Annotated in this window: 16 protein-coding genes; 14 read left to right on the top strand and 2 right to left on the bottom strand. The window is 44.3% G+C overall.

From position 1 onward, the window contains the following. Window positions 1-23 precede the first annotated feature (23 nt). The 5 genes from ABLT31_RS21940 to nagB all read left to right on the top strand — a co-directional run bounded on the left by ABLT31_RS21940 (window position 24) and on the right by nagB (window position 3,987). Window positions 24-1,046 carry a 3,4-dihydroxy-2-butanone-4-phosphate synthase gene (locus ABLT31_RS21940; RefSeq protein ID WP_367755697.1) on the top strand — a complete coding sequence of 341 codons (1,023 nt, stop codon included), beginning with the start codon at window positions 24-26 and terminating at the stop codon, window positions 1,044-1,046. After that, window positions 1,043-1,282, top strand: a complete 240-nt coding sequence (locus tag ABLT31_RS21935) for a hypothetical protein (RefSeq protein ID WP_367755695.1) — start codon at window positions 1,043-1,045, stop codon at window positions 1,280-1,282. Before ABLT31_RS21940 ends, ABLT31_RS21935 begins: the two co-directional genes overlap by 4 nt. A gap of 27 nt (window positions 1,283-1,309) precedes the next feature. Next, the gene (locus ABLT31_RS21930; protein ID WP_462976520.1) at window positions 1,310-2,731 is read left to right on the top strand and encodes an aldehyde dehydrogenase family protein; all 1,422 of its coding nucleotides are present in this window, start codon (window positions 1,310-1,312) and stop codon (window positions 2,729-2,731) included. 26 nt (window positions 2,732-2,757) lie between these two features. Further along, window positions 2,758-3,021 (top strand): YciI family protein, encoded by a 264-nt coding sequence (locus ABLT31_RS21925; RefSeq protein WP_367755691.1) that lies wholly within the window; start codon window positions 2,758-2,760, stop codon window positions 3,019-3,021. A gap of 219 nt (window positions 3,022-3,240) precedes the next feature. Beyond that, window positions 3,241-3,987: a glucosamine-6-phosphate deaminase gene (nagB, locus tag ABLT31_RS21920; RefSeq protein ID WP_367755689.1), complete on the top strand. Its 747-nt coding sequence runs from the start codon at window positions 3,241-3,243 to the stop codon at window positions 3,985-3,987. Window positions 3,988-4,103: 116 nt separating this feature from the next. Here nagB and ABLT31_RS21915 read toward each other — a convergent pair whose 3' ends face one another. After that, window positions 4,104-5,618 (bottom strand): diguanylate cyclase, encoded by a 1,515-nt coding sequence (locus ABLT31_RS21915; RefSeq protein ID WP_367755687.1) that lies wholly within the window; start codon window positions 5,616-5,618, stop codon window positions 4,104-4,106. Window positions 5,619-5,718: 100 nt separating this feature from the next. Beyond that, the gene (locus ABLT31_RS21910; protein WP_367755685.1) at window positions 5,719-7,785 is read right to left on the bottom strand and encodes a helix-turn-helix domain-containing protein; all 2,067 of its coding nucleotides are present in this window, start codon (window positions 7,783-7,785) and stop codon (window positions 5,719-5,721) included. Between the two features lie 135 nt (window positions 7,786-7,920). On the opposite strand from ABLT31_RS21910, the gene ABLT31_RS21905 reads away from it, so the two are divergent. The 9 genes from ABLT31_RS21905 to ABLT31_RS21865 all read left to right on the top strand — a co-directional run bounded on the left by ABLT31_RS21905 (window position 7,921) and on the right by ABLT31_RS21865 (window position 21,061). Then, window positions 7,921-10,407 carry a penicillin acylase family protein gene (locus ABLT31_RS21905; protein WP_367755683.1) on the top strand — a complete coding sequence of 829 codons (2,487 nt, stop codon included), beginning with the start codon at window positions 7,921-7,923 and terminating at the stop codon, window positions 10,405-10,407. 361 nt (window positions 10,408-10,768) lie between these two features. Then, window positions 10,769-11,530 carry an ABC transporter ATP-binding protein gene (locus tag ABLT31_RS21900; RefSeq protein ID WP_367755681.1) on the top strand — a complete coding sequence of 254 codons (762 nt, stop codon included), beginning with the start codon at window positions 10,769-10,771 and terminating at the stop codon, window positions 11,528-11,530. Window positions 11,531-11,678: 148 nt separating this feature from the next. Continuing rightward, the gene (locus tag ABLT31_RS21895; RefSeq protein WP_367755679.1) at window positions 11,679-12,785 is read left to right on the top strand and encodes a hypothetical protein; all 1,107 of its coding nucleotides are present in this window, start codon (window positions 11,679-11,681) and stop codon (window positions 12,783-12,785) included. Window positions 12,786-12,795: 10 nt separating this feature from the next. Continuing rightward, window positions 12,796-14,001: an MBOAT family O-acyltransferase gene (locus ABLT31_RS21890; protein WP_367755677.1), complete on the top strand. Its 1,206-nt coding sequence runs from the start codon at window positions 12,796-12,798 to the stop codon at window positions 13,999-14,001. A 787-nt stretch (window positions 14,002-14,788) separates the two neighbouring features. Then, entirely contained in the window at window positions 14,789-16,666 is a 1,878-nt protein-coding gene (locus tag ABLT31_RS21885) for a sigma-54-dependent Fis family transcriptional regulator (protein WP_367755675.1), read from the top strand. 190 nt (window positions 16,667-16,856) lie between these two features. Then, the gene (locus ABLT31_RS21880; RefSeq protein ID WP_367755673.1) at window positions 16,857-18,179 is read left to right on the top strand and encodes a four-carbon acid sugar kinase family protein; all 1,323 of its coding nucleotides are present in this window, start codon (window positions 16,857-16,859) and stop codon (window positions 18,177-18,179) included. Beyond that, window positions 18,179-19,207 (top strand): DctP family TRAP transporter solute-binding subunit, encoded by a 1,029-nt coding sequence (locus tag ABLT31_RS21875; protein ID WP_367755671.1) that lies wholly within the window; start codon window positions 18,179-18,181, stop codon window positions 19,205-19,207. The genes ABLT31_RS21880 and ABLT31_RS21875 overlap by 1 nt, the downstream gene beginning before the upstream one ends. A gap of 60 nt (window positions 19,208-19,267) precedes the next feature. Then, the gene (locus tag ABLT31_RS21870) at window positions 19,268-19,783 is read left to right on the top strand and encodes a TRAP transporter small permease (protein WP_367755669.1); all 516 of its coding nucleotides are present in this window, start codon (window positions 19,268-19,270) and stop codon (window positions 19,781-19,783) included. Between the two features lie 3 nt (window positions 19,784-19,786). Then, on the top strand, window positions 19,787-21,061 hold the full coding sequence (locus ABLT31_RS21865; RefSeq protein ID WP_367755667.1) for a TRAP transporter large permease: 1,275 nt from the start codon (window positions 19,787-19,789) through the stop codon (window positions 21,059-21,061). The last annotated feature ends 37 nt before the right edge of the window (window positions 21,062-21,098 follow it).

Raw genomic sequence — 21,098 nt, 5'->3', positions numbered from 1 at the left:
CTGGGAAGGGGGAAGGGAAAAGCATGATCACCGACACGGTTGAACGTGGACTTCGTTTCCTGAAAGATGGGGAACTGATTATTCTTTTTGACAACATCAAAACAGGAAGTGGCATTCTGGTAGGATCGGCCAAGCATGTCACTCCCCATAAAGTTAATTTGATGACGAAAATCGGAAAGGGGTTAGTTTCCGTCTGCATCAGGGAAGAGAAAGCGAAGAAATTGGAGCTTCCTTTCATGGCAGCTCCTTCCCAAGATTCGAATGTGAAGCCCTTTACCCTTTCCGTAGACTATAAAACGAACACTACAGGGATTTCCGCCTATGAGCGGGCAGATACGATCAGAGCCATTGCAGATGAAGATTCCAGGCCGGAAGACTTCCGAAAACCAGGTCATCTTTTCCCCTTGGTCGGGAAAAACAACGGAGTGCTGCAGAGGATGGATATCGTGGAAGCAGTGCTAGATCTCTCCCAAATGACCTCTGCTGTCCCGGTAGGCTATATTTGCGAGATATTAAATCAAGAGGGCGGAGTAGCATCGGAAACGGAGATTCAAATGATATCAGAGGAAAACGGGATTCCCTTACTAAATTTAAGCGATGTGGCGGATATGCGAAAGAGTGAGACGCTAGGGAGTTTAATGGGGACGGTTATTTTCGGGAATCAAATTGGCCGGAAAATCGGCTTTCCTACGGCCAATCTGGATATCCATTCGGAAAAGCCCGATCTGCTGCATGGCGTGTACGGCGTGAAGGTTCATTACAATCAAAAGCCCTATATAGGGATTATGAACGTGGGTGTAAGACCGACGATCCAGCAGGAAGAAACCCAAGTCCACTATGAGGTGCACATCTTTGATTTCGATGAAATGATCTATGGCGAAAGCCTTCAAGTCGAGGTTTGCTTTTTCGTAAGAGAGGAAATGTCTTTTTCCGGTTTGGAGGAGTTGATCCAGCAGATTAACAGGGATGTTGGATTTGTTAAGCTTCGATTGGAAAAAACGGATCCTTTCAACAACCGTTCTCTTCTAATGGAGGGAGCCGTATGAAAACAGGAAAGGAAATCGACGTCCAGTTACCGGATTTATCATTCATACGCTTATGCGAATCCCGATACGGGATTAATCGGGGAGTCTATAACACCATTGATTGCTGGCTTTATGAGCAGGGATGGAAGAATATCGTAGAACGCCGCAAGACGATTCTTGGCTTTCTGGACGGAAATGGCCGCCAGCCGTTTGGTCATGGCGGTTTATCGATGAAATTGCAGGAATATTGCTCTTAACGGGTTAAAAAGGGAGAGGTGAGCCTCGTGAAAAAAAGATTATGGATCAATGGCGAATGGCTGGAAACAGAAAAATACAGCTCTTTGCTGTCTCCCTATTCGGGAGAAGTGATTGCTGAAATACCGGTTGCTACGGAAAAGGAAACCGATGATGCCATCGAAGCGGCTTATCGGGCAAGAATCGAAATGGCCAAAATGCCGGCCCATAAACGGGCCCAAATTCTGGAGACTTTATCCCGATTGCTGGAAGAAAGGGCAGATGAAGCCGCGCATCTTATCGCCTTGGAAGCAGCAAAACCGGTGACAACGGCCAAAGCGGAGGTTTCCCGCACGGTGGAAACGTATAAGTTTGCCGCGGAGGAAGCGAAGCGAATCCATGGCGAAACGATACCGCTTGATGCGGCACGCGGAGGGGAAGGAAGAATCGCTTATACCGTCAGGGAACCGATCGGCGTGATCGGGGCGATTACGCCTTTCAACTTTCCTATGAATCTCGTAGCCCATAAAGTAGGGCCTGCTATTGCCTCCGGTAATACCATCGTCCTGAAGCCTGCTTCCCAAACCCCGTTATCCTCATTTTTTATTGCTGAACTGCTAGAAGAAGCAGGTTTGCCAAGTGGAGCGCTGAACGTCATTACGGGAAGCGGCAGAGTGGTTGGCGATAAGATCGTGTCCGATGATCGAGTCAGCATGATTACCTTTACCGGCAGTCCTGCTGTAGGGATTGGGATTCGCAACAGAGCCGGGTTGAAGCGCGTTACGTTAGAGCTTGGATCCAATGCGGCCGTGATCATCGACAAGGGAGTAAATATCGGCAAACTGGTTTCACGTTGTGTGACGGGTGCTTTTTCCAATCAGGGGCAGGTGTGCATCTCCTTGCAGCGTGTGTATGCTCACGAAGAAGTTTATGATGAATTTGTTGAAAGATTTGTAGAAGCAACAAACCGCTTGAACTTGGGGAATCCGTTGGATGCGGAAACGGATGTATCGGCCTTGATCTCTCCAGGCGATGTAGAAAGAACCCTCCACTGGATCGAGGAAGCCAAGCAGGGTGGGGCGATTGTTGCATCCGGCGGAAAAGCGGAAGGGAATATCCTTTATCCAACCATCCTATTGAATGCAGACCCTTCCCTAAAGGTATCCTGCCAAGAAGTTTTTGCTCCGATTGTGTTAGTGAACAAAGTGAATTCAGTAGAAGAAGCGATTCAGCTCGTCAACGATTCACGCTATGGCCTGCAAGCGGGTATCTATACCGAAAACGTGCATGTGGCTTTGGATGCTGCAGAAAAATTGCATGTAGGTGGCGTCATGATCAATGATATTCCTACGTTTCGCGTCGATCATATGCCTTATGGCGGGGTAAAGGAAAGCGGATTTGGACGGGAAGGACTGAAATATGCCATTGAGGAAATGACGGAACTAAAGCTTGTCGTCTGGAATCGCAACTAATCTTTGATCCCTCAGGAGGGAATAGAATGCCGTATTATACAGCCCTTTTGCATATGCTTGATGCGGAAAAAAATAAGGAAGTCCTGCCGCGCCATATCGCCTACTTGGATCAGCTTGACCAGCAAGGAAAAATTTTCGGCAGAGGTCCTTTTGCGGATGGATCAGGCGGGATGGTCATCTATATTGCTGAAACGCGGGAAGAAGCCCAGCAAATGGCCGAGAATGACCCTCATGTTGTTGAGGGAGTTCGCCGTTTGGAACTGAAGGAATGGAAGCTATGGAAGCCATGATGGGAAAAAAGCACTGGATGGTTCGTAGCCTGTCGATTATATCGGCGGGCTTTTAATTTTTTTTCGATATTGTCAAGAATTAGCTGAGAGACAGCCGCGGATGCCGCGATCCTGAACATGCTGATGGCTGTGATGGAGAAACTAATAGGAGATCACAGCAAAGCGAGGTCTGACGATGGACGATAGGTCGATTGTGCATGAGGAAAGAGGGGGGAGGGAATGAAGCTTTATATCGCTGAAACCTATGATGAGCTAAGCCGGATGGCAGCGGACATCATTTCTGATGAACTGTCGGGTAAAAAGCCCTTCAATCTGGGGATGGCAACGGGTTCCACTCCCTTGGGACTGTACCGTCAACTGGTCCAAAAAAACAGGGCAGGGCAACTGGACCTTACTGATGTTCGCCTGTTCAATCTGGATGAATACTATCCGCTGGCTCAGGATCATCCCCAAAGCTTTTTTTCCTTTATGAAAAACCATGTTTATGATCCCCTCCATCTCCCATCTTATCGGGTATTTATCCCTAATGGACTAGCGAAGGATACGGGGGAGGAATGCAATCGGTATGAGCGGCTGATTCATCAGCATGGAGGCATCGATCTGCAAATTTTAGGTGTCGGAAGCAATGGGCATATCGGATTCAACGAACCCGGAACTTCCTTCGCTTCGCGTACACAGGTGGTCCGGCTTGCTGACCAGACGATTCAGGATAATGCCCGATTCTTTGATGATGTGGGGGACGTGCCGAAACAGGCCATTACCATGGGAATCGGAACGATTCTGGAGTCCAGGCGAATGGTTCTCCTCGCTAACGGAGATGCGAAGGCAGAAGCGATGCGGGAATTGTTCCATGGAAAAATCACGGAACAGGTGCCAGTCACCTCCCTGCGGCTTCATCCCCATGTGACGGTCATTATCGACCAAAAGGCGGCAGCATTACTGAACCTTTCACTTCAAAAAAAGTAGGGATTCCGATGATGAGAAGAGGCTGTCCCTAAAGGTCGAAAAACCGACTTTTGGGGATCAGCCTTTTTCTTTAATCACCATAGCAAAAAAGGCACCTCCCATCTTGGAAAGTGCACTTATTGGAAAGCAGAAACTGTTCGATGCTGGCTACTCCGATTCCTGCCTTCTTGCTTGGCTTGATATAGGGCCTTGTCCGCTTGATTTATCAGCTCCTGTGGGTCGGATCCCAACTGGGGGATCATAGAAGCGATCCCTAAACTGATGGTAAGATGGCTGCCAATCTTTGAGCCGAGGTGGGGAATTTGCAATTTCTCAATGTTCTTTCTTAAGGATTCCGCTACAACCAGTGCCCCGTTCATATCGGTATTCGGCAAGATCACGACGAATTCTTCTCCGCCATAGCGCGCTATAAGATCACTGGAACGATTTAAAGTTTTCTGCAGGACAGAAGCAACGGTTCTGAGGCAATCATCTCCCGCTTGATGTCCATAGGTGTCATTGTATCGCTTGAAATAGTCGATATCGAGCATGATGACGGATAGTCTGGCAGCAGAGCAGGCTGCACGGTCCCATTCCAAGTTTAGAAAAGCATCGAAAAAACGCCGATTGGCAATCCCGGTCAAGCCGTCTAAATTCGATAGCTGCTGCAGCAAGCGGTTGGACTCTACTAAATTTTCCTCAAACTTTTTTCTTTCCATGATATTTCGGGTTACCGCTAAAATCTGCCGGAGGCTGCCATCTTCATTACGGAGCGTTCTTGCGTTGGTTTCCAGCCAGATATACTGGCCATTCTTTGCAAGAAATTGAAAGCTAAAGGTAGCGATGTCTAGCTCGTCCATGGCTTCAATATGCATTCCTTCTAACTTGGGGTAATCGTCAGGATGGATGAATTCCAGGAATGAACGCCCATCCAGCTCTTCTGGGCTATAGCCCAGAAGCCGTTTGCATGCTGGGGAATTATAAAGATATAATCCTTCCGCAGAAAGAAGGGAAATGGTATCCGTAGAATTTTCCGCAATAAACCGATAACGCTCTTCACTTTCCTTCAACGCTTTTTCGATCTGTTTTCTTTCCGTGATATCCCGGAAGATCACTTGGCAAGCAGGTTTTCCTTTATAGGTGATGAAGTTAGCCGAGATCTCAATATCGTGCATTTGCCCATCGAGTCCGATGATTTTCAATTCGGTTATTCCGGCTTCCCGCTTCGTTCTATTCATTTTTCGAATACGGTAAGATGTACTCTCATGGTAGTCTGCGTGAACAAAATCATAGATCGATTTTCCCACCAGCTCGTGATAACTCTTTGCGCCTATTAGTTTTGTCGCTTTCTCGTTAGCAAATAAAATAAAGTTTCCGTCATGGATAATGATCGGATCAGGTGATAGGACTACCAAGCGCCGGTATTTTTCTTCACTTTCTTTTAATTCTTTTTTACTTTCTTTCAGGTTTTCTGCTTGCAAACGAGTTTTATCATAAAATCTGCCGATCCACCAACCCAAGGGTCCATAGAAAATAAGACCAATTAAGTCTGAAATCAGGATGGTATCATAAACCATATATTGATAAGCGCGTTCAAGCAAAGAAGTTATGATAACAAGGCCTAAAGCAGCGATTCTTCCGGTGTATTTCATGAATCCTTTTCCCCTTCTCCAACCTTTAGCAATAATCAGATTATATCACGAGGGGGATAGCAACTGATTCTCTTCATAATTTTGTAATTTTTTCCTACTATCAAAAAAACGTCTGCTTCAAATGGCAAGCCAGTTGTACTTTTAGCATCGATGGCCCATCCTGAAAGCTTATCTTTAATACATCTTCAATTTTTTTCAATCGCTTATAGAGCGTGTTGACGTGGATATGGAGCTCCTCAGCCGCGTGAACGGCAGATTGGTTGTGAGAAAGAAAGACTTGCAAGGTTTTTTCGAGATCGTCATGACCGCTTGCCCATAGGGGAGAAAGAATTTCCTCAATAAAGGGTTCGATCTCCGAATGTTGGCCAATGAACAGGCGATTCATGCCCATATCCTTGTAGCAAAGCACTTCATGCTTGCCTCGAGCCGAAAGAAAGTCCAATACCCTCTGGGCTTCTTCATAGCTTTTTTTCGCTTGAACTAGTCCTTGATGGACGGCTGAAACGGCTGTCCTGAGCGAACAATCGAACCTTTTCTCATATTCACGGTGAAGGGATTGCAAGTCTTTCAGCATGGGTTGAAAGCTTTCGGTTGGTTCCAGCGAAAATAAGGCTACGGCTTTGTTATTAAATCCGTAAATGAGCTTGGGTTGATACGTCAGGCTCGTTTTAATCCGATAGATTAAACGGTGAATATCAAGTTCAAGACGATACGGCTCATAGGCGTTCAGGTTCTCTATGATGACGATAAATATGGAGGAGTGCAGCGAAAGCTTTAAGTCGACCGACCGGTTGGCATGAAATTCGCTGTTTTCACTTTGCAGAAGTTCGTTAAAATATTCGTGCGTTTTTCGATTATACTTGTCCAGCAAAGAAAGTGTCTTCATGAACTCCAGGGCAAGGATGGAGGCTCCTTGCTCAATCATCACTTGATCTAAGAGGGGAAGCTGCCCATGAACAGGTGTGCAGATACATCCTAAGACCTCATGTCCGGAGCTGATGGGAAAAAAGCGGAGCCCTTGATCGCCTTCTTGATAATCAATGGAGGAATTCTTTTGGCGATGGAACAGCCGTTGAACGTCCTCGCAAGGCAAAGGAGATTTAGGGGTCGCTTCCATATTGATAAAGTCATAGAAATGCAGAGGTCTTTGAAGCATGTGTCTCAATTCGCGGATGATTCCCCCGATCCCTCTGTTGTCGAGGGAAAGCTTGGTCAGCACCTTATGGATTTGATTTCTTTTTTCCAGCAGCTCATTTTTCAAGCGCAGTTGATCGCTAAGCCTCGATACCTTCTTAAGCTGTGTCTCCGCATCCTGGTAGAGGTTCGCATTATGAATGGCAATGGCTGTATGTGCGGCAAACCCTTCCATCAGCTGTACATCCCATGGGGTAAGGAGGCCGTGTTTGTGAAATTGGTGGACCGCCAAAATGCCGATTCTCTTCTCCCCTATGGAAACCGGCACACAAATCATCGCCTTCGGATTGAGCGTATCGGCCGATTCCAGTGTAATCCGATAGTTTTCTGGCGTTGTGGTGGCCATGGCCTCATAAATTTCATCCCGATGATTAAATAACCGAGAGGTCCCCTCGAGGAAGACATTGCCTGTAATGCCTTCTCCAGGTGCAGCCTGGAAGTCGAAAAATTTGGGGCTAAACCCGACTAAAGCTTTGGGAACGAGACGCTGGCGCTCGGGATCAAAAAGCAGGAGGTAGCCCGCATCCACATTGGCAATGACGTGCAGCGCGTGATCGATGATTTTGGTCAGCACTTGCTCTCTTTCTAGAGTAGAGGTGATGGAAGTCGTGACCTCCAGCATTCGTTTTAAGTCGGTTTCCTTCGACTTCAACATGTGCTCTAAAACCAGAGGGCGGAACAAAAAGGAGAGCTCTTCATAGTCCTCTCTCGTTATTTCAACGCGTTCTTGCATGAGAACGAAAGTTATGACGTATTCCTCGGGATAACGAAAAGAATGATACGTGTTTCCTAGGTGCTGAAAGAAACGTTCGGATCTCGCGGCATGGGAAGAAGGATAAGGAGGAAAGCAGTGGTCTTCGGAATGGCAGAGTAGGGTTGGGTGGTTTTCTTCTTTCTTCCCGTGCAACCAAATTTGGTAGGGTACATCTGTAAACCTTTTAGATAAGTAGCCAGAAATAAACGGGAGGCTCATTATGTTATCACCTTGGAAGTTGTATTTTTACACTGTTTTTATTATAAAGTGTAGGTTTCTACATTGCAATGTGATTTCTGAAAATTATAATTAGAGATACTTAAATAAATTTTAGACATAATGGAGGGTCATATAATGAGAACGTGGGGAAAAATGAGTCGAGCATCTTTGAGTCTAGCATTAGCTTTAAGCTTAACAACGGGTGTGCTGCCTAGCTTTGCGGCTGAAAAGCATGTAACCGTTTCCCAAACGGAAGAGGTTAAAGTCAAGCAAGGAACCGTTAAAGTGATCCGGGATTCCTATGGGGTACCGCATATTTACGCCCAGAATTTGGACGATTTATATAAAGCCTATGGCTATGTAATGGCCAAGGACCGCTTATTTCAATTAGAAATGTTCAAGCGTGGAAATGAGGGAACAGCAGCAGAGGTTTTTGGGGAGAGGTACTTCGAGCGTGACCAAAAAATGCGTCGTGACGGGTACAGTGATGCAGAAATTAAAGAGATGATCAAGAAGATGGATCCATTCTCTCAAAAAGTGGCTCAACAATTTGCTGAAGGGATTTCATTGTATGTCGAAGAAGCCCTAAAGGATCCGGATAAGCTGTTATCCAAGGAATTCCATGACTACAAACTGACGCCAGAAAAATGGTCCGATGTGGACATTATTCGGCTTTGGATGTCGTCGATGACCGTGTTTATGGACCAGGAACAGGAGGTAAAGAATGCTGGGATACTAGCCAGCCTAGAAAAGCAGCACGGCAAGGAAAAGGCCAAAAAGCTGTTTGACGATATCATATACGCAGACCCTTTTGCTGTGACCACGATTGAATGGGATGAGTTTACTTATGGCGAAAAGAAAGCAGACCAGAAGGTAAGCCAAGCGGATCTTCGCGTGCTAGCTGCTTCTTCGGCCCTAAGCAAAGACAGAGAAGACTTCATTCAAGCCTCGGAAGAGCTTTCCCTGCCTTTGAAAGTAGGAAGTAACGCGTTAGTAATCAGTCCTAAGAAGTCTAAAAGCGGAAACGCTCTTTTAATGAGCGGCCCTCAGGTCGGATTAACGGCCCCTGGATTTATTTATGAAGTCGGATTGCATTCTCCTGATTTTAATATGCAGGGCTCCGGATTTATCGGGTATCCGTTCATCATGTTCGGAAGCAGTGATCATCATGCCCAAACCGCAACCGCTGGCTTCGCTGATATGGTGGATATTTACCAGGAAGAGTTGAATCCGGCGAACCCTTATCAGTATAAGTACCAAGGGAAATGGGTGGATATGGAGAAAAAGACACAGACATTTAAGGTGAAGAATATCGAGACGGGCAAGGTAGAGGAGACCAAGAAGGACTTCTACTATACCGTTCACGGGCCTGTCGTTTATCTCGATGAACAGAACCATTTAGCTTACACGAAAAAATGGGTATTCCGCGGACAGGAAGCACAGGGATGGGAAGCCTATGTTAGGACGAACCATGCCAAGGATCTAAATGAGTGGTTAGAGGCGGCACGCGACTTTAGAATGTCTTTGAACTGGTTCTATGCTGATAAAGAAGGAAACACGGCCTACTATCATGTGGGGCAGCAGCCGGTGCGTGACGAGAGGGTGGATTGGCGGCTTCCGACGCCAGGGACTGGTGAATATGAATGGAAGGGCTGGGCGGATACAAAGGATAATCCGCATGTCATCAATCCTAAGTCTGGCTATATTGCCAACTGGAATAACAAGCCGTCCGCAGGCTGGGACAACAATGAAAGTACTTATTCTTGGGCAGCGGATAACCGCGTCCAGCAATTCAAACTGGGTGTGGAATCCCGTGATAAGCTTGATCTTCAAGATGTCAACGATATCAATTATCATGCAAGCTTTGTCAATTTGCGAACAACGAAGTTCAAGCCTTTCCTCATAGAGGCACTTGAAAAGAACGTAAATGAGGATGACCGATTTGCCAGAGCTTTAGAGCTGCTGAAGGGATGGAACAATTTAGCGGAGGACAAGGATAGGGATAAACTTTATGATTCTCCTGCTGTGGCACTTTTTGAAGCCTGGTGGCCTATTTTAGTAGAAAACGTCATTAAAGACGATCTGGGTGAGGACTACAACACGCTTAGAGGAATTATTGATCACCGTTACGGAACCGGCCTATTATTGCGCATTCTTGAAGAGGATAAGGCTTCTGCGCCAACCCAGCATGACTGGATGACAGAAAATCGGGACGAGCTGATTCTCAGCAGCTTGAAGCAGGCTCTTGATAATTTAGAGAAAGAATACGGATTAGATATGGCGCAGTGGAACAAGCCCATTCGAACGGTTACGTTTGGAGGCCAATCGCTGATCGGAGTTCCGCACGGATTGGGCTCAGAAAAACCGATCATTGAAATGAACCGCGGAAGCGAAAATCATTTTGTAGAGCTTAAGAAAGATGGACAAGCCGGATTTAACTTAACCCCTCCGGGCCAGATTGGTTTTGTGGAAAAGGATGGAACGGTAAGAGACCACTATGAAGATCAGATCGAGATGTATGAGAATTTCGAGTACAAGCCGATCTTATTTACAGACGAAGAAGTCTTAAAGGATGCGGTTTCCACCGAGATGATAGATTTTGGGAAGAAGAAAAAGAAATAAACGAGGATTACAATATTACCCTCTGCCTGTGTTTTTACAGGTGGAGTTTTTTTTGCAACACATTAAAAAAAAATATTGATAGAATTTTTTAAATACTTACATTGACGGGCTTACCAAATTATTGTAACATAACGGGATAAATTATTGCCAGAACGGGAACTGATGGAATTTTTGAGGGTCGCCCGAACTTCTTTACGAGAAGCGATATACGAAGCCATTAACCGTCGAAATCCAGAAGAAGCTAGCTTGCTTATGTTAAATCACATGCTTGAAGTACAGAGTTTCTTTAAAAAAAGCTAGTGGGGCGGGGTGGCATGTGCCCCGCAACCTGCTCATTCTGCCTCAGGAAAGGTGAAGGACTGTGATTAAGCTAAATAACATTTATTTGAAACGAAACAACAAAGTGGTCTTGGAAGATGTCAATCTTAACATCGAGAGTGAACAGCAATGGGTCATTATTGGAAAAAATGGATCAGGCAAGACCAGTTTATTAGAAATGGTTACCGGTTATTTGTTTCCGAGTTCCGGCAGCGTGGAAGTATTGGGAAATCAATATGGTTCATGCAATATACCGGAGGTTCGCAAAAAAATAGGGTATATTACTCCGAACTTATTTGAAAAGCTCTCCCTTAGCGATTCGGTACTTGAGGTCGTAGCAACCGGGAATTTTGGCTATTTGCGATTCTATCAGCAAATTCCGCAAGAAGCCTTGGAAAAAGCCAGCGATATCATGGATAGAATCCAAATCAGCCATATGAAAGACCGACCTTTAGGTTTGCTTTCCCAGGGTGAGCGAAAAAAGGTCTTGCTGGCGAGAGCTTTAATTAATGATCCTTCTGTTCTGATCATGGATGAGCCTTGTGCAGGGCTGGATTTAGAAGAGAGAGAACGATTTTTGGAAAGCGTTCAAAAGCTCGCGGAACAAAATGTGAGAATGATTTATGTGACTCATCATTTAGAGGAGATTATTCCCTGCTTTACTCATGCCGCCATTTTGAAGGAAGGGCGTATTATCGCTTCAGGAGAAAAGAGCCAGGTACTCACCGATGAAGCCCTATCGGAAGCGTTTCATCTGCCTTTATCCATCCAGTGGCATAAAGAAAGACCATGGGTAATTGTGTGATAGAGTGGATTTGTGATCTGACCAGCTTTACCGAATCTAAAAAGTTTCATTAGTGCAGACGACCTTATTAATTTAGGGTCGTTTGTTTTTTAAGTATACCAATAAAAGGAAAGTTAAATACTATCTCTAGTTCTTATCTTCATCATAGGTGATGATATTAGTGGATGGGTTGCGAAAATGGGTTTACCCTGATGCCAAAACGCTGGTTATGGTCTTTATTCTTCTTTTCCTGTTGGATCAAGCCCTTGCGTATAGAATGAGTACTGTGATGTCCGGAAACGGACATTACCGGGAAGAAGTGGAAGGGAAAAATACTTTCGGGGTTTACCTTGAGCAGATAAAACAGGATCCTTACCCCAAGGTATTGATGTTAGGCAATTCGGTGATGTTTGGTTCCGCATCAAAGAATGATTCTGAAACCATACCTGTGTTTCTTGCAGAATACTTGAATCAGGGTCAAGGGGAAGAGGTTCATGTTTATAATCTTGGGATCAAAGGATTAGGGATTGCCGATGCCTATTATTTACTGGGCTTGCTTCGCGATGCTCAAAATGGGATCGACCTGATTGTGTATGATTTAAATATAGGGTGGTTCAATGAACCGAATCTGATTAATCGCCCCTTCATCTTAGAGCAATATCCGATGGAGCAAATCGACTGGAAGCGGTTGGGGGTGGAGCCTCCAGAAAAAGACGATACGACAGATGGCTGGATTAAAGAAAATATCTTAAGGCACTGGCGGCTGTTTAATTATAGGGATCTGGTGAATAATTGGATCTTTGGCAGAAATGCCACGGTAATGGTGGAAGATCAAGCAAGGTATACCTTTAAACCTTCTTCTAAAGAGGAAGATCAAGAGATTTATTTGCCTTGGTATGAAAAGAATTGGGAAGCTAAATACCAGGGGGATTGGAAAATAGGTTCGATTTCTTATACAGATGAGCAGTGGAAGTATTTTCAATTCCTTTTAGCGCTAATGAACGATATCTCGCGGGAGAGCCTGGTGTTTTTCACTCCGCAAAATGACGTGTTATTAAAAAGATATAACAAATTGGATGAGGCAGGTCTTGAGGAAGCGAAACAAAAGCTCGCTCAGGTGGCAGAGGAGGGACATGTCCAGTTTTTCGATTATGAAGAACTGTTGCCTGACCGGTTGTTTTCCGATTCCATTCACCCAATGCCTGCGGGCAATCGTATCATTGCGAAGCAATTGTTTGAAGATATTCAACAAATGGGTGTCTTTTCGGACCAATAAGAGGTGCAGCATGGTTCTGACTTTGACCTACGGATTTTTTGTGATTTTTTTCTTTTTGCTTTATTGGTGGGTGGTCCCCGGTCCCTGGAGAAAGTATGCATTACTTGTGGGGAGTGTTGGTTTTTTTCTTTCTTCTTTTCTCTATGCCACGCTTCTCTTGATGGCCTTAACGGTCATTGTCTACGGGTTAGGGCGGATGATTTCGCTGGGGGAAAACAAGCGCAAATGGCCGATGGCGGCAGGTGTCCTATTGACCCTGGGGGTATTGAGCTACTATAAATACACCCCTTGGTTCTTAGATACATTTAATCAATTCATGTTATTGCTGCAGTATCATACCCGGGTGCCGATTCCAGAACTTGCGATCCCTCTCGGCATTTCCTTTTTCACCTTTAAATTTATTCATTATTTAGTGGACATTTATCGGGGGAATATCAAAGAAACCTCCTTTATGCAATTTGCTTTGTATATGATGTTTTTCCCTACTTTATCTTCAGGCCCGATTGAACGATATCAGCCCTTTCAAGAGCAGACGAAGGAAAACCTGGCATTCTTTCGCAAAGAATACCTATCGGAAGGAATCTTTCGTATCCTCATTGGTTTGTTCAAGAAAGTGGTGATCGCCGATGCGATTACCCCTTTTTCCGACGGGCTTCAAAATCCTTCTTTAAGTGCCCTTAGCTACTGGATTGCCGCTTACGCCTGCGCGATAAAAATCTACATGGATTTCTCAGGCTACTCCGATATCGCGATCGGAACAGCCAAATTGTTCGGATATCGCATTATCGAAAATTTCCACTATCCGTACTTTCAGCGCAATCTGTCCCAATTCTGGAGACATTGGCATATGTCATTGACCCAGTGGTTTCGGGACTATCTTTTTATTCCGCTCGGAGGAAGCCGCGTGGGGGCGTGGAAAGGGATTCGAAATATTCTCCTCGTGTGGATGGCAACGGGAATATGGCATGGATCGGCATGGCATTTTATTTTTTGGGGTTTATTTCATGCGGCAGGATTGATCGCATTAAAGTACTATACGCAATGGATCTATCCTTATATTGAAAAGAGGATCCCTGATCATCCAGCCGTAGCGGCCTTCAGTGGACTTTTCACCTTTCATTATGTGGTCATCGGTTGGGTATTTTTCTTTTGTGAATTCGATCAAAGCTTTCATGTTATCGAGCGAATGCTGCTTCTGCATAAACTGGGGGGATAGAGAGGGTGTTATCTTGGATTGTGGCAGGGGTTAGGGCGATTTTTTGGGTGATATTGATCTCCCTCGTTGTCGTGTTTAGTTCAGGAGCCGGAAATCAATTTATATATAATAATTTTTAACGGAACAGATTACATGCAAAAAACCCTTTGCCTCGATTCTAGGTAAAGGGTTATTAGCGTTCCTTCATTGTGATCTCCTTTCCGCTTACTTTTTGTGGTTCTTGCTGTAATTAAAAGTCTTATCTAAGTTTTGTGCTTTCTTTGCTGCCAGTTTTTCCACAGATTTGCCGAATAACCAGTTCAACATGATTTATTCCTCCTAGATTTTTAGTAGGGTAGAAGATAGGGGCAGATTAACGATTGTGATAATCATTATCATTAATTAGAAAAAAACTAAATGCGGTCCACTTTTTTCAACTTGCTGTAATTCATAGTCAGATTCAAAGACTTGCTTTTTTTAGCCATTAACTTTTCAACACCTGCTCCAAATAGCCAGTTTACCATTTTTCATTCCTCCTAGTGTTTGGTTTGATTTCATCTTCCTTATGGTATACAGTATACCGTGTAATGATAATCATTGTCAACAGAATTATTTAAATGAATGTGGGCAAGATGGGAAGGGGAATTGCTTCTGATCCTGCTTGCCAAAATACTAAATGCAATCCACTTTTTTGATCTTGCTGTTTAATTTTCCTAAACGATATTGTTGAAAAAGAAGGGTGCTGCTTATAGAATGAATGTATTAAAATGCAACAATATAGTTGTTAAAATGAATGAGGCGGTCGCAAATGGGAAAAATCTTGGTGATTGCCCCCTATGAAGGGTTAAGGGATTTATTTTCAGAGGTGAATTCCGAACTTAACAAGGATATTCGGATTGAAGTCGGAGACCTTTACAAGGGGCTAACTATAGCAAGGGATTTGGAGAATCAAGGTTTTGATGTCATCATCAGCAGGGGAGCAACGGCACGGTTATTGCGGGAGCATTGTCATATCCCCGTGGTTGAGGTGAAGATATCGGGGTATGATATCTTGCGCTCTTTGACGTTAGTTAAAGGCTATCAAGGAAAAATCGGGTTAATGAGTTATCTGAATACGATTTTAGGTGCGGATGCAATTGGTACCTTATTGGAAATGAATCTCACTTTTTTTCCGATAGGGGCAGAGGATGAGGTTGAACGGGAAATAAAGAAAGCTCTTGAGGAGAACATTCAAGTCATTATAGGTGACGTGATTTCCACATCAGTTGCTTCAAGGCATGGCCTGAAAACGATCCTGATTACTTCCGGACGGGAAGCGGTCATTGAATCTATTATTGAAGCGGAACAAATGGCGCACTACACGAACAAAGAAAGGGTTCAAAGAGAGTTTTATGAAGCGATATTCAACTCTCATCTGGAAGCCTTAGTGGCGGTCGATCAACAGAAAAATATTGTCGCCGTAAATGAGCAAGCTAGAAAAATTTTGCATACAGACGAATTGGTTGGGAAGAAAGCCGTGGGAGCGTACAGTTTTCTCCATGCCGAAACGGTTTTGGAAGGCGGAGGATCATCATTTGAACAGATCATAAACTGGCATGGCGAAGATCTGATTGTCCAAAGCTTTCCTTTTCAGGCCAATGAAGTTTTTCTGGGTTCAGTAACGGTACTGCAGCCTGCGAGCAAAATTCAAATGGTGGAGACTCGCTTTCGCAACCGGCAGATAAGCGAAGATTATAAGGCTACGATACACTTTAATCACTTGGTCTCTCACTCAGCTTCGATGAAGGATATCATTAGATCAGCAAAGAAATTCAGTAAAAGCGATTTTCCTTTGCTTATTTTTGGCGAACCGGGTACAGGTAAGCAGAGTATTGCCCAAGCTATTCATAATGGCAGCAACCGCAAAGAATCTCCATTTATCTTTGTTAATTGCGAGGCTTTTAATGATGAACAATTGGAATATGAGCTTTGGGGCAGCGATGGTGAATACAAGCGGGCAGGGGCTTTTGAATTAGCTCATGGAGGAACTCTATTTATTGATGCTATAGGAAAGCTCCCTATACACTTACAGGGTAAGCTGATCAATGTATTGCTGGAAAACAGGATTACGCGAGTGGAGGGGGCCCATTCGATTCCTGTTAAGGCAAGAGTTATGGCTGCAAATGGTTGTGATTTGAAAGATCAATTGGAATCCGGTGAATTTCGCTTGGACTTGTATCACCTGTTGAACGGGGGAGTTTTGCAAGTGCCCCCGCTGAGGGAAAGAAAAGATGACATTGAAGAATTAGTGCGTTGGTTCATTGCTTCCTATAATTCAAATTCAGGGAAACAAATAGTCGGGTTGAGAACGGAAGTATTGGAAATGCTAAAAAACGCAGAATGGCGTGGGAATGTCCAACAACTAAAAAGAACAGTCGAGAAAATGTGCTTAGTCAGTTCTGGTCCTTTTATCGAGAAAGAAGAAGTGAAGGTTATATTGGATGATTTGTTGGACAATCATCCTGTTCAAATAAAAGCCGGACTGGATATTCGGGGAAAAACCTTGGACCAAATTGAGAAGGATGTTATTATGCTGGTTCTCAAGGAGGAGGATTATAATCAATCGCAGGTAGCCAAACGTTTAGGGATCAATCGCTCAACATTATGGAGAAAAATTAAAGAATTGGGGAATATAACAAGAGGATAACACCTCTTTTTTTTGTTGTTGATGTTGCAAAATAAAACCCAAATATGTTTTTGGTATTTATGTTGCAAAATAAAACGATATTTTTTTAAAAAATATATTGTATTTTGCAACTGCATCGTGTATTTTTAAATATGTAAACGGTTAATATCCAAAAGGTTAAACAACAAGAGATAAAGAGGTGATGTACACCTTGCCGCAGTTCATTATCATTGCTGATGATTTAACAGGTGCGAATGATACAGGTGTTCAATTTGCTAAGAAAGGATTTTCAACTGTTTCGCTTCTGGATTTGAGTCAGCAAGAATATATCCAAGATGCTGAAGTCTTGGTTTATAACGCAGAAACCAGATCGCTCGAACCTAATGCTGCATACGAGTGTATCAAAACCATTGCAAACCAACTCCCTTTTGCGGAATCATCCTGCATTTATAAAAAAATAGATTCGACTATGCGTGGAAACGTTGGTGCTGAAATGGATGGGATTATGGATGTGCACAAGTTTGATTTGGCAGTGGTCGTTCCTGCTTATCCGAAAGGATCGAGGTTAACTGTCGGGGGATACCATTTAGTTCATCAAGCCCTGCTTGAAGACTCCGAGTTTTCAAAAGACCCGAAGTGCCCAGTGAAGGAATCCTACTTACCGTCTTTGCTGGCTAGGCAAACCCGAAGGAAGATTGGGCATATCGGTATTAAAGAGATTAGGAATCAACTTGATTTGGCTAAACAGATTAAAGCCTTAACAAGGAATGGCACTCAAATCATCCTATTTGATGCCGCTGTACAACATGATTTGAAAGCGGTAGCAGAGGCGGTTGCATGCAGTGGATTACGTTGCCTATGGGTAGGGTCGGCAGGGTTGGCCCAATCGTTGGCGGATCAATCGGTTGATCATGATGCAAACGAATTCATATACGACCGTTTATTCTCTCCTTCAGAAGATCCGATCTTTGTGATAGCGGGGAGTGTCAGCGAGGTAACGAAACAGCAAGTGCAGCAGCTTTCCAACCTGCAAGGCTATAAAGTCATCTCTGCAGATCCTTTGGGAATCCTCGATGAAGATTCAAGCTTTGAATGGGAGCGTTTAGTCAATCAAATATTAGAAGTAATCGACCAGGGCCATAGTCCTATTTTGACAACGGATTCATCCGTTCATGCAAGAGAAGCTGTGCAGAAATGGGGGAATTCCCAAAAAAAGGATTCCTTATTTATCGGCAATCGAATTGCAGACCAATTAGGGCGACTAGGATCCTATATCATGTCTCAACGAAAGTTTAGCGGGTTGATTGCAACGGGTGGAGATATTGCTTTTCGCTTTTGTCACCATATGGAAGTCAAGGCGCTAAGAATACTTGATGAGGTAGAGCCCGGCATTCCATTATCGCAAATCATAGGAGGCAGCGGAGATGGTCTCCCGATTGTGACCAAAGCAGGCGCTTTCGGCAATCCAAGCTCCTTTGTGAATGCGGTAAACAAAATAAAAGAAAACAAAACGTTTATTAGGGGGATTAACTAATGAAAAAGCTATTAAGCACATTAACTGTAACTTCCATGGTGTTCCTTGCTGCATGCGGCGGGGGAGCAGACCAGGCAAAGGAACAAGCACCTGCAGGAGCGCCGACACAAGCAGCTGATGCGATCAGCTTAAAAATTGGACATACACTTTCTGACACTTCCCATTATCAGGAAGGGATGAAGAAATTTAAAGAATTGGTAGAACAAAAAACGAATGGAGCCGTGACCTTAGAGATCTTCCCTAATGGAGCGTTGGGTGGAGAGCGTGATATGATCGAAGGATTGAACGTGGGAAGCATCGATATGGTGCTTACTTCGACGGGCCCTATGAGCGGATTTGTTCCGGAAGTAACCGTTGTAGATCTTCCTTTCTTGTTCCGTGATGCGGATCATGCACACAAAGTGCTAGATGGAGAAATTGGTGACGGTTTGCGTACGAAAGTTGAAGAAACTATGGGGGTTAAAACATTAGCTTGGTGGGAAAATGGATTCCGCAATATAACCAGCGGCAAACAAGCGGTAAATAAGCCTGAGGATCTGAAGGGGCAAAAAATCCGCACCATGGAAAATGATATTCACATGGATTCTTTCAGTGCAATGGGTGCGCAACCGACTCCAATGTCTTTCACTGAGTTGTTTACTGCAATGCAGCAAGGGGTTATCGATGGGGAAGAGAACCCAGTACCAGTCATCATGACTTCCCGTTTTTATGAAGTTCAAAAGCATTTGACGATGACTCGCCATTTCTATTCTCCTTCTCTAATCTTAATGGCAAAAGGAAAGTATGATGCGTTGACTCCTGAACAGCAGCAAGCCATTGCGGAAGCTGCCGTAGAAGCTGGACAATATGAGCGCCAAGTGGTTCAAGACATGGAGAAGCAGTATCTGGGCGAATTGAAGGAAAAAGGGATGGAAATCGTTGAAAATCCTGATTTGCAGCCATTCGTAGATGCAGTACAGTCCGTTTATGACAAGTATGTACCTCAATTCGGACAAGACCTAGTCGATAGCATTAAAAATACAAAATAAAATAGCGGATTAAAGCGGATAGGGCAACCTATCCGCTCCGCAATACAGCGGGGTGAAAACTTGAAGGGGATTGTTCAAGGCATTGATGCCTTAAATAAACTATTGCGTTATTTTGCAGCCTTTTTGATGGCCGTAATGACGGCATTGATTGCTTATCAGGTAGTCGTTCGCATGCTGTCTGCTTATACCGATCTTCAATTGCCCAGATGGACCGAGGAGCTAGCAAGATATGCGATGATTTGGCTCGTGTTTGTCGGTGCTTCACTGGCAGTGCGCTACAGTGCGTTGATCGGGATGGAAGCGATCGCGGAGCGGCTCAGTGATTCAGCGAAGAAAATACTTAGGCTCACTGTGCTCGTCATTTCTATGACCTTATTTATCGTTATGATTGTGTATGGATTTGAAATGATTACCCACGTTTCATCACAGTTATCTCCAGGATTGAAAATTTCCATGGCGATTCCGTATGCGGCGATTCCGGTAAGCGGAATTTTTATGCTGCTCAATTCCATCGCTGTCTTTATTGAAGTGTGGAACAATGAAACCAACCGGGAATTTTTTAAGGGGAGCGAATAAAACATGGCAAGCATAATGTTTATATCTTTATTGGTTTTATTGCTGTTGAGTGTCCCTGTTGCTCTTTCGCTCGGTTTGGCTTCCATGATTGCCTTCCTCACGGAAGGGAGCATGCCGTTATTAGTGTTAATCCAGCGGATGTTTGCAGCATTGGACGTTTTTCCGCTGATGGCGATTCCTTTCTTTATCCTTGCGGGTTCCTTGATGGAAACAGGAGGGATTTCTAAGCGGCTTGTGAATTTCGCAAACTCTTTGGCTGGGGGCATGACGGGAGGATTAGCGGTTGTAACCGTCGTAACCGCCATGTTCTTTTCGGCGATCTCGGGGTCCAGTGCCGCAACGACGGCAGCTTTGGGATCCATTCTGATTCCGGCGATGGTAAAGAAAGGGTATGATGTCAGATTTGCCGGTGCCACTCAAGCGGTATCCGGAGAGCTTGGGGTGATTATCCCCCCTTCTATTCCAATGATCCTGTTCGGTATTACTGCCGGTGTTTCTATTGGAGATCTTTTCATAGCCGGATTTTTGCCGGGTATCTTAATTGGGGGCTCTTTGATCTTCACGGTCTGGTTCCTCTCTAAGAAAAAAGGCTATAAAGGCGAAGCAGGCATGACCTGGGGACAAAGATTCAAGGCATTCAAGGAAGCATCCTTAGCTTTATTAATGCCAGTTATCATCTTGGGCGGAATTTATGGCGGGTACTTTACTCCAACCGAAGCTTCTGTCGTGGCCGTTGTCTATGCGCTAATCGTAGGCGTATTTATTTATAAGGAATTAAATTGGAGAAATCTTATTGAGATCTTCACCAAATCGTCCATTACGACATCCATTATTATGATCATTATCGCTAACGCGGGTATGTTCGGGTGGATTTTGACTCGTGAACAAGTGCCGCAAAAAGTCGCTGCATTCTTTACTTCTTTTTCCGAAAGTCCCATTGTATTCTTGGCCTTGATCAATATCTTGCTTCTTGTTGTCGGCATGTTCTTTGAGACATCTGCCGCAATCATTATATTAGCTCCATTGCTTACCCCCGTAGCGGTCGCCTTGGGTATTGATCCTGTTCACTTCGGAATGATTGTAATTGTTAACTTGGCGATGGGAATGATTACTCCGCCAATAGGAGTAAACCTATTTGTAGCCTGTCAGATTGCTAATATCAAATTAGAGGATATTACGAAAGCGATGCTTCCATTCTTTATTACGCTGGTTCTTGATATTCTCATTATCACGTATTTTCCGGCTATCTCAACTTGGCTGCCGTCCCTGTTGAAATAATTAGCAAAACCTATAATCGTTTAAGAAGCTAACACAA

The organism is Ammoniphilus soli (genome assembly GCF_040813775.1).
Note: the sequence above shows the minus strand (reverse complement) of the source record. Positions and strands in the feature narration are given on the sequence as shown.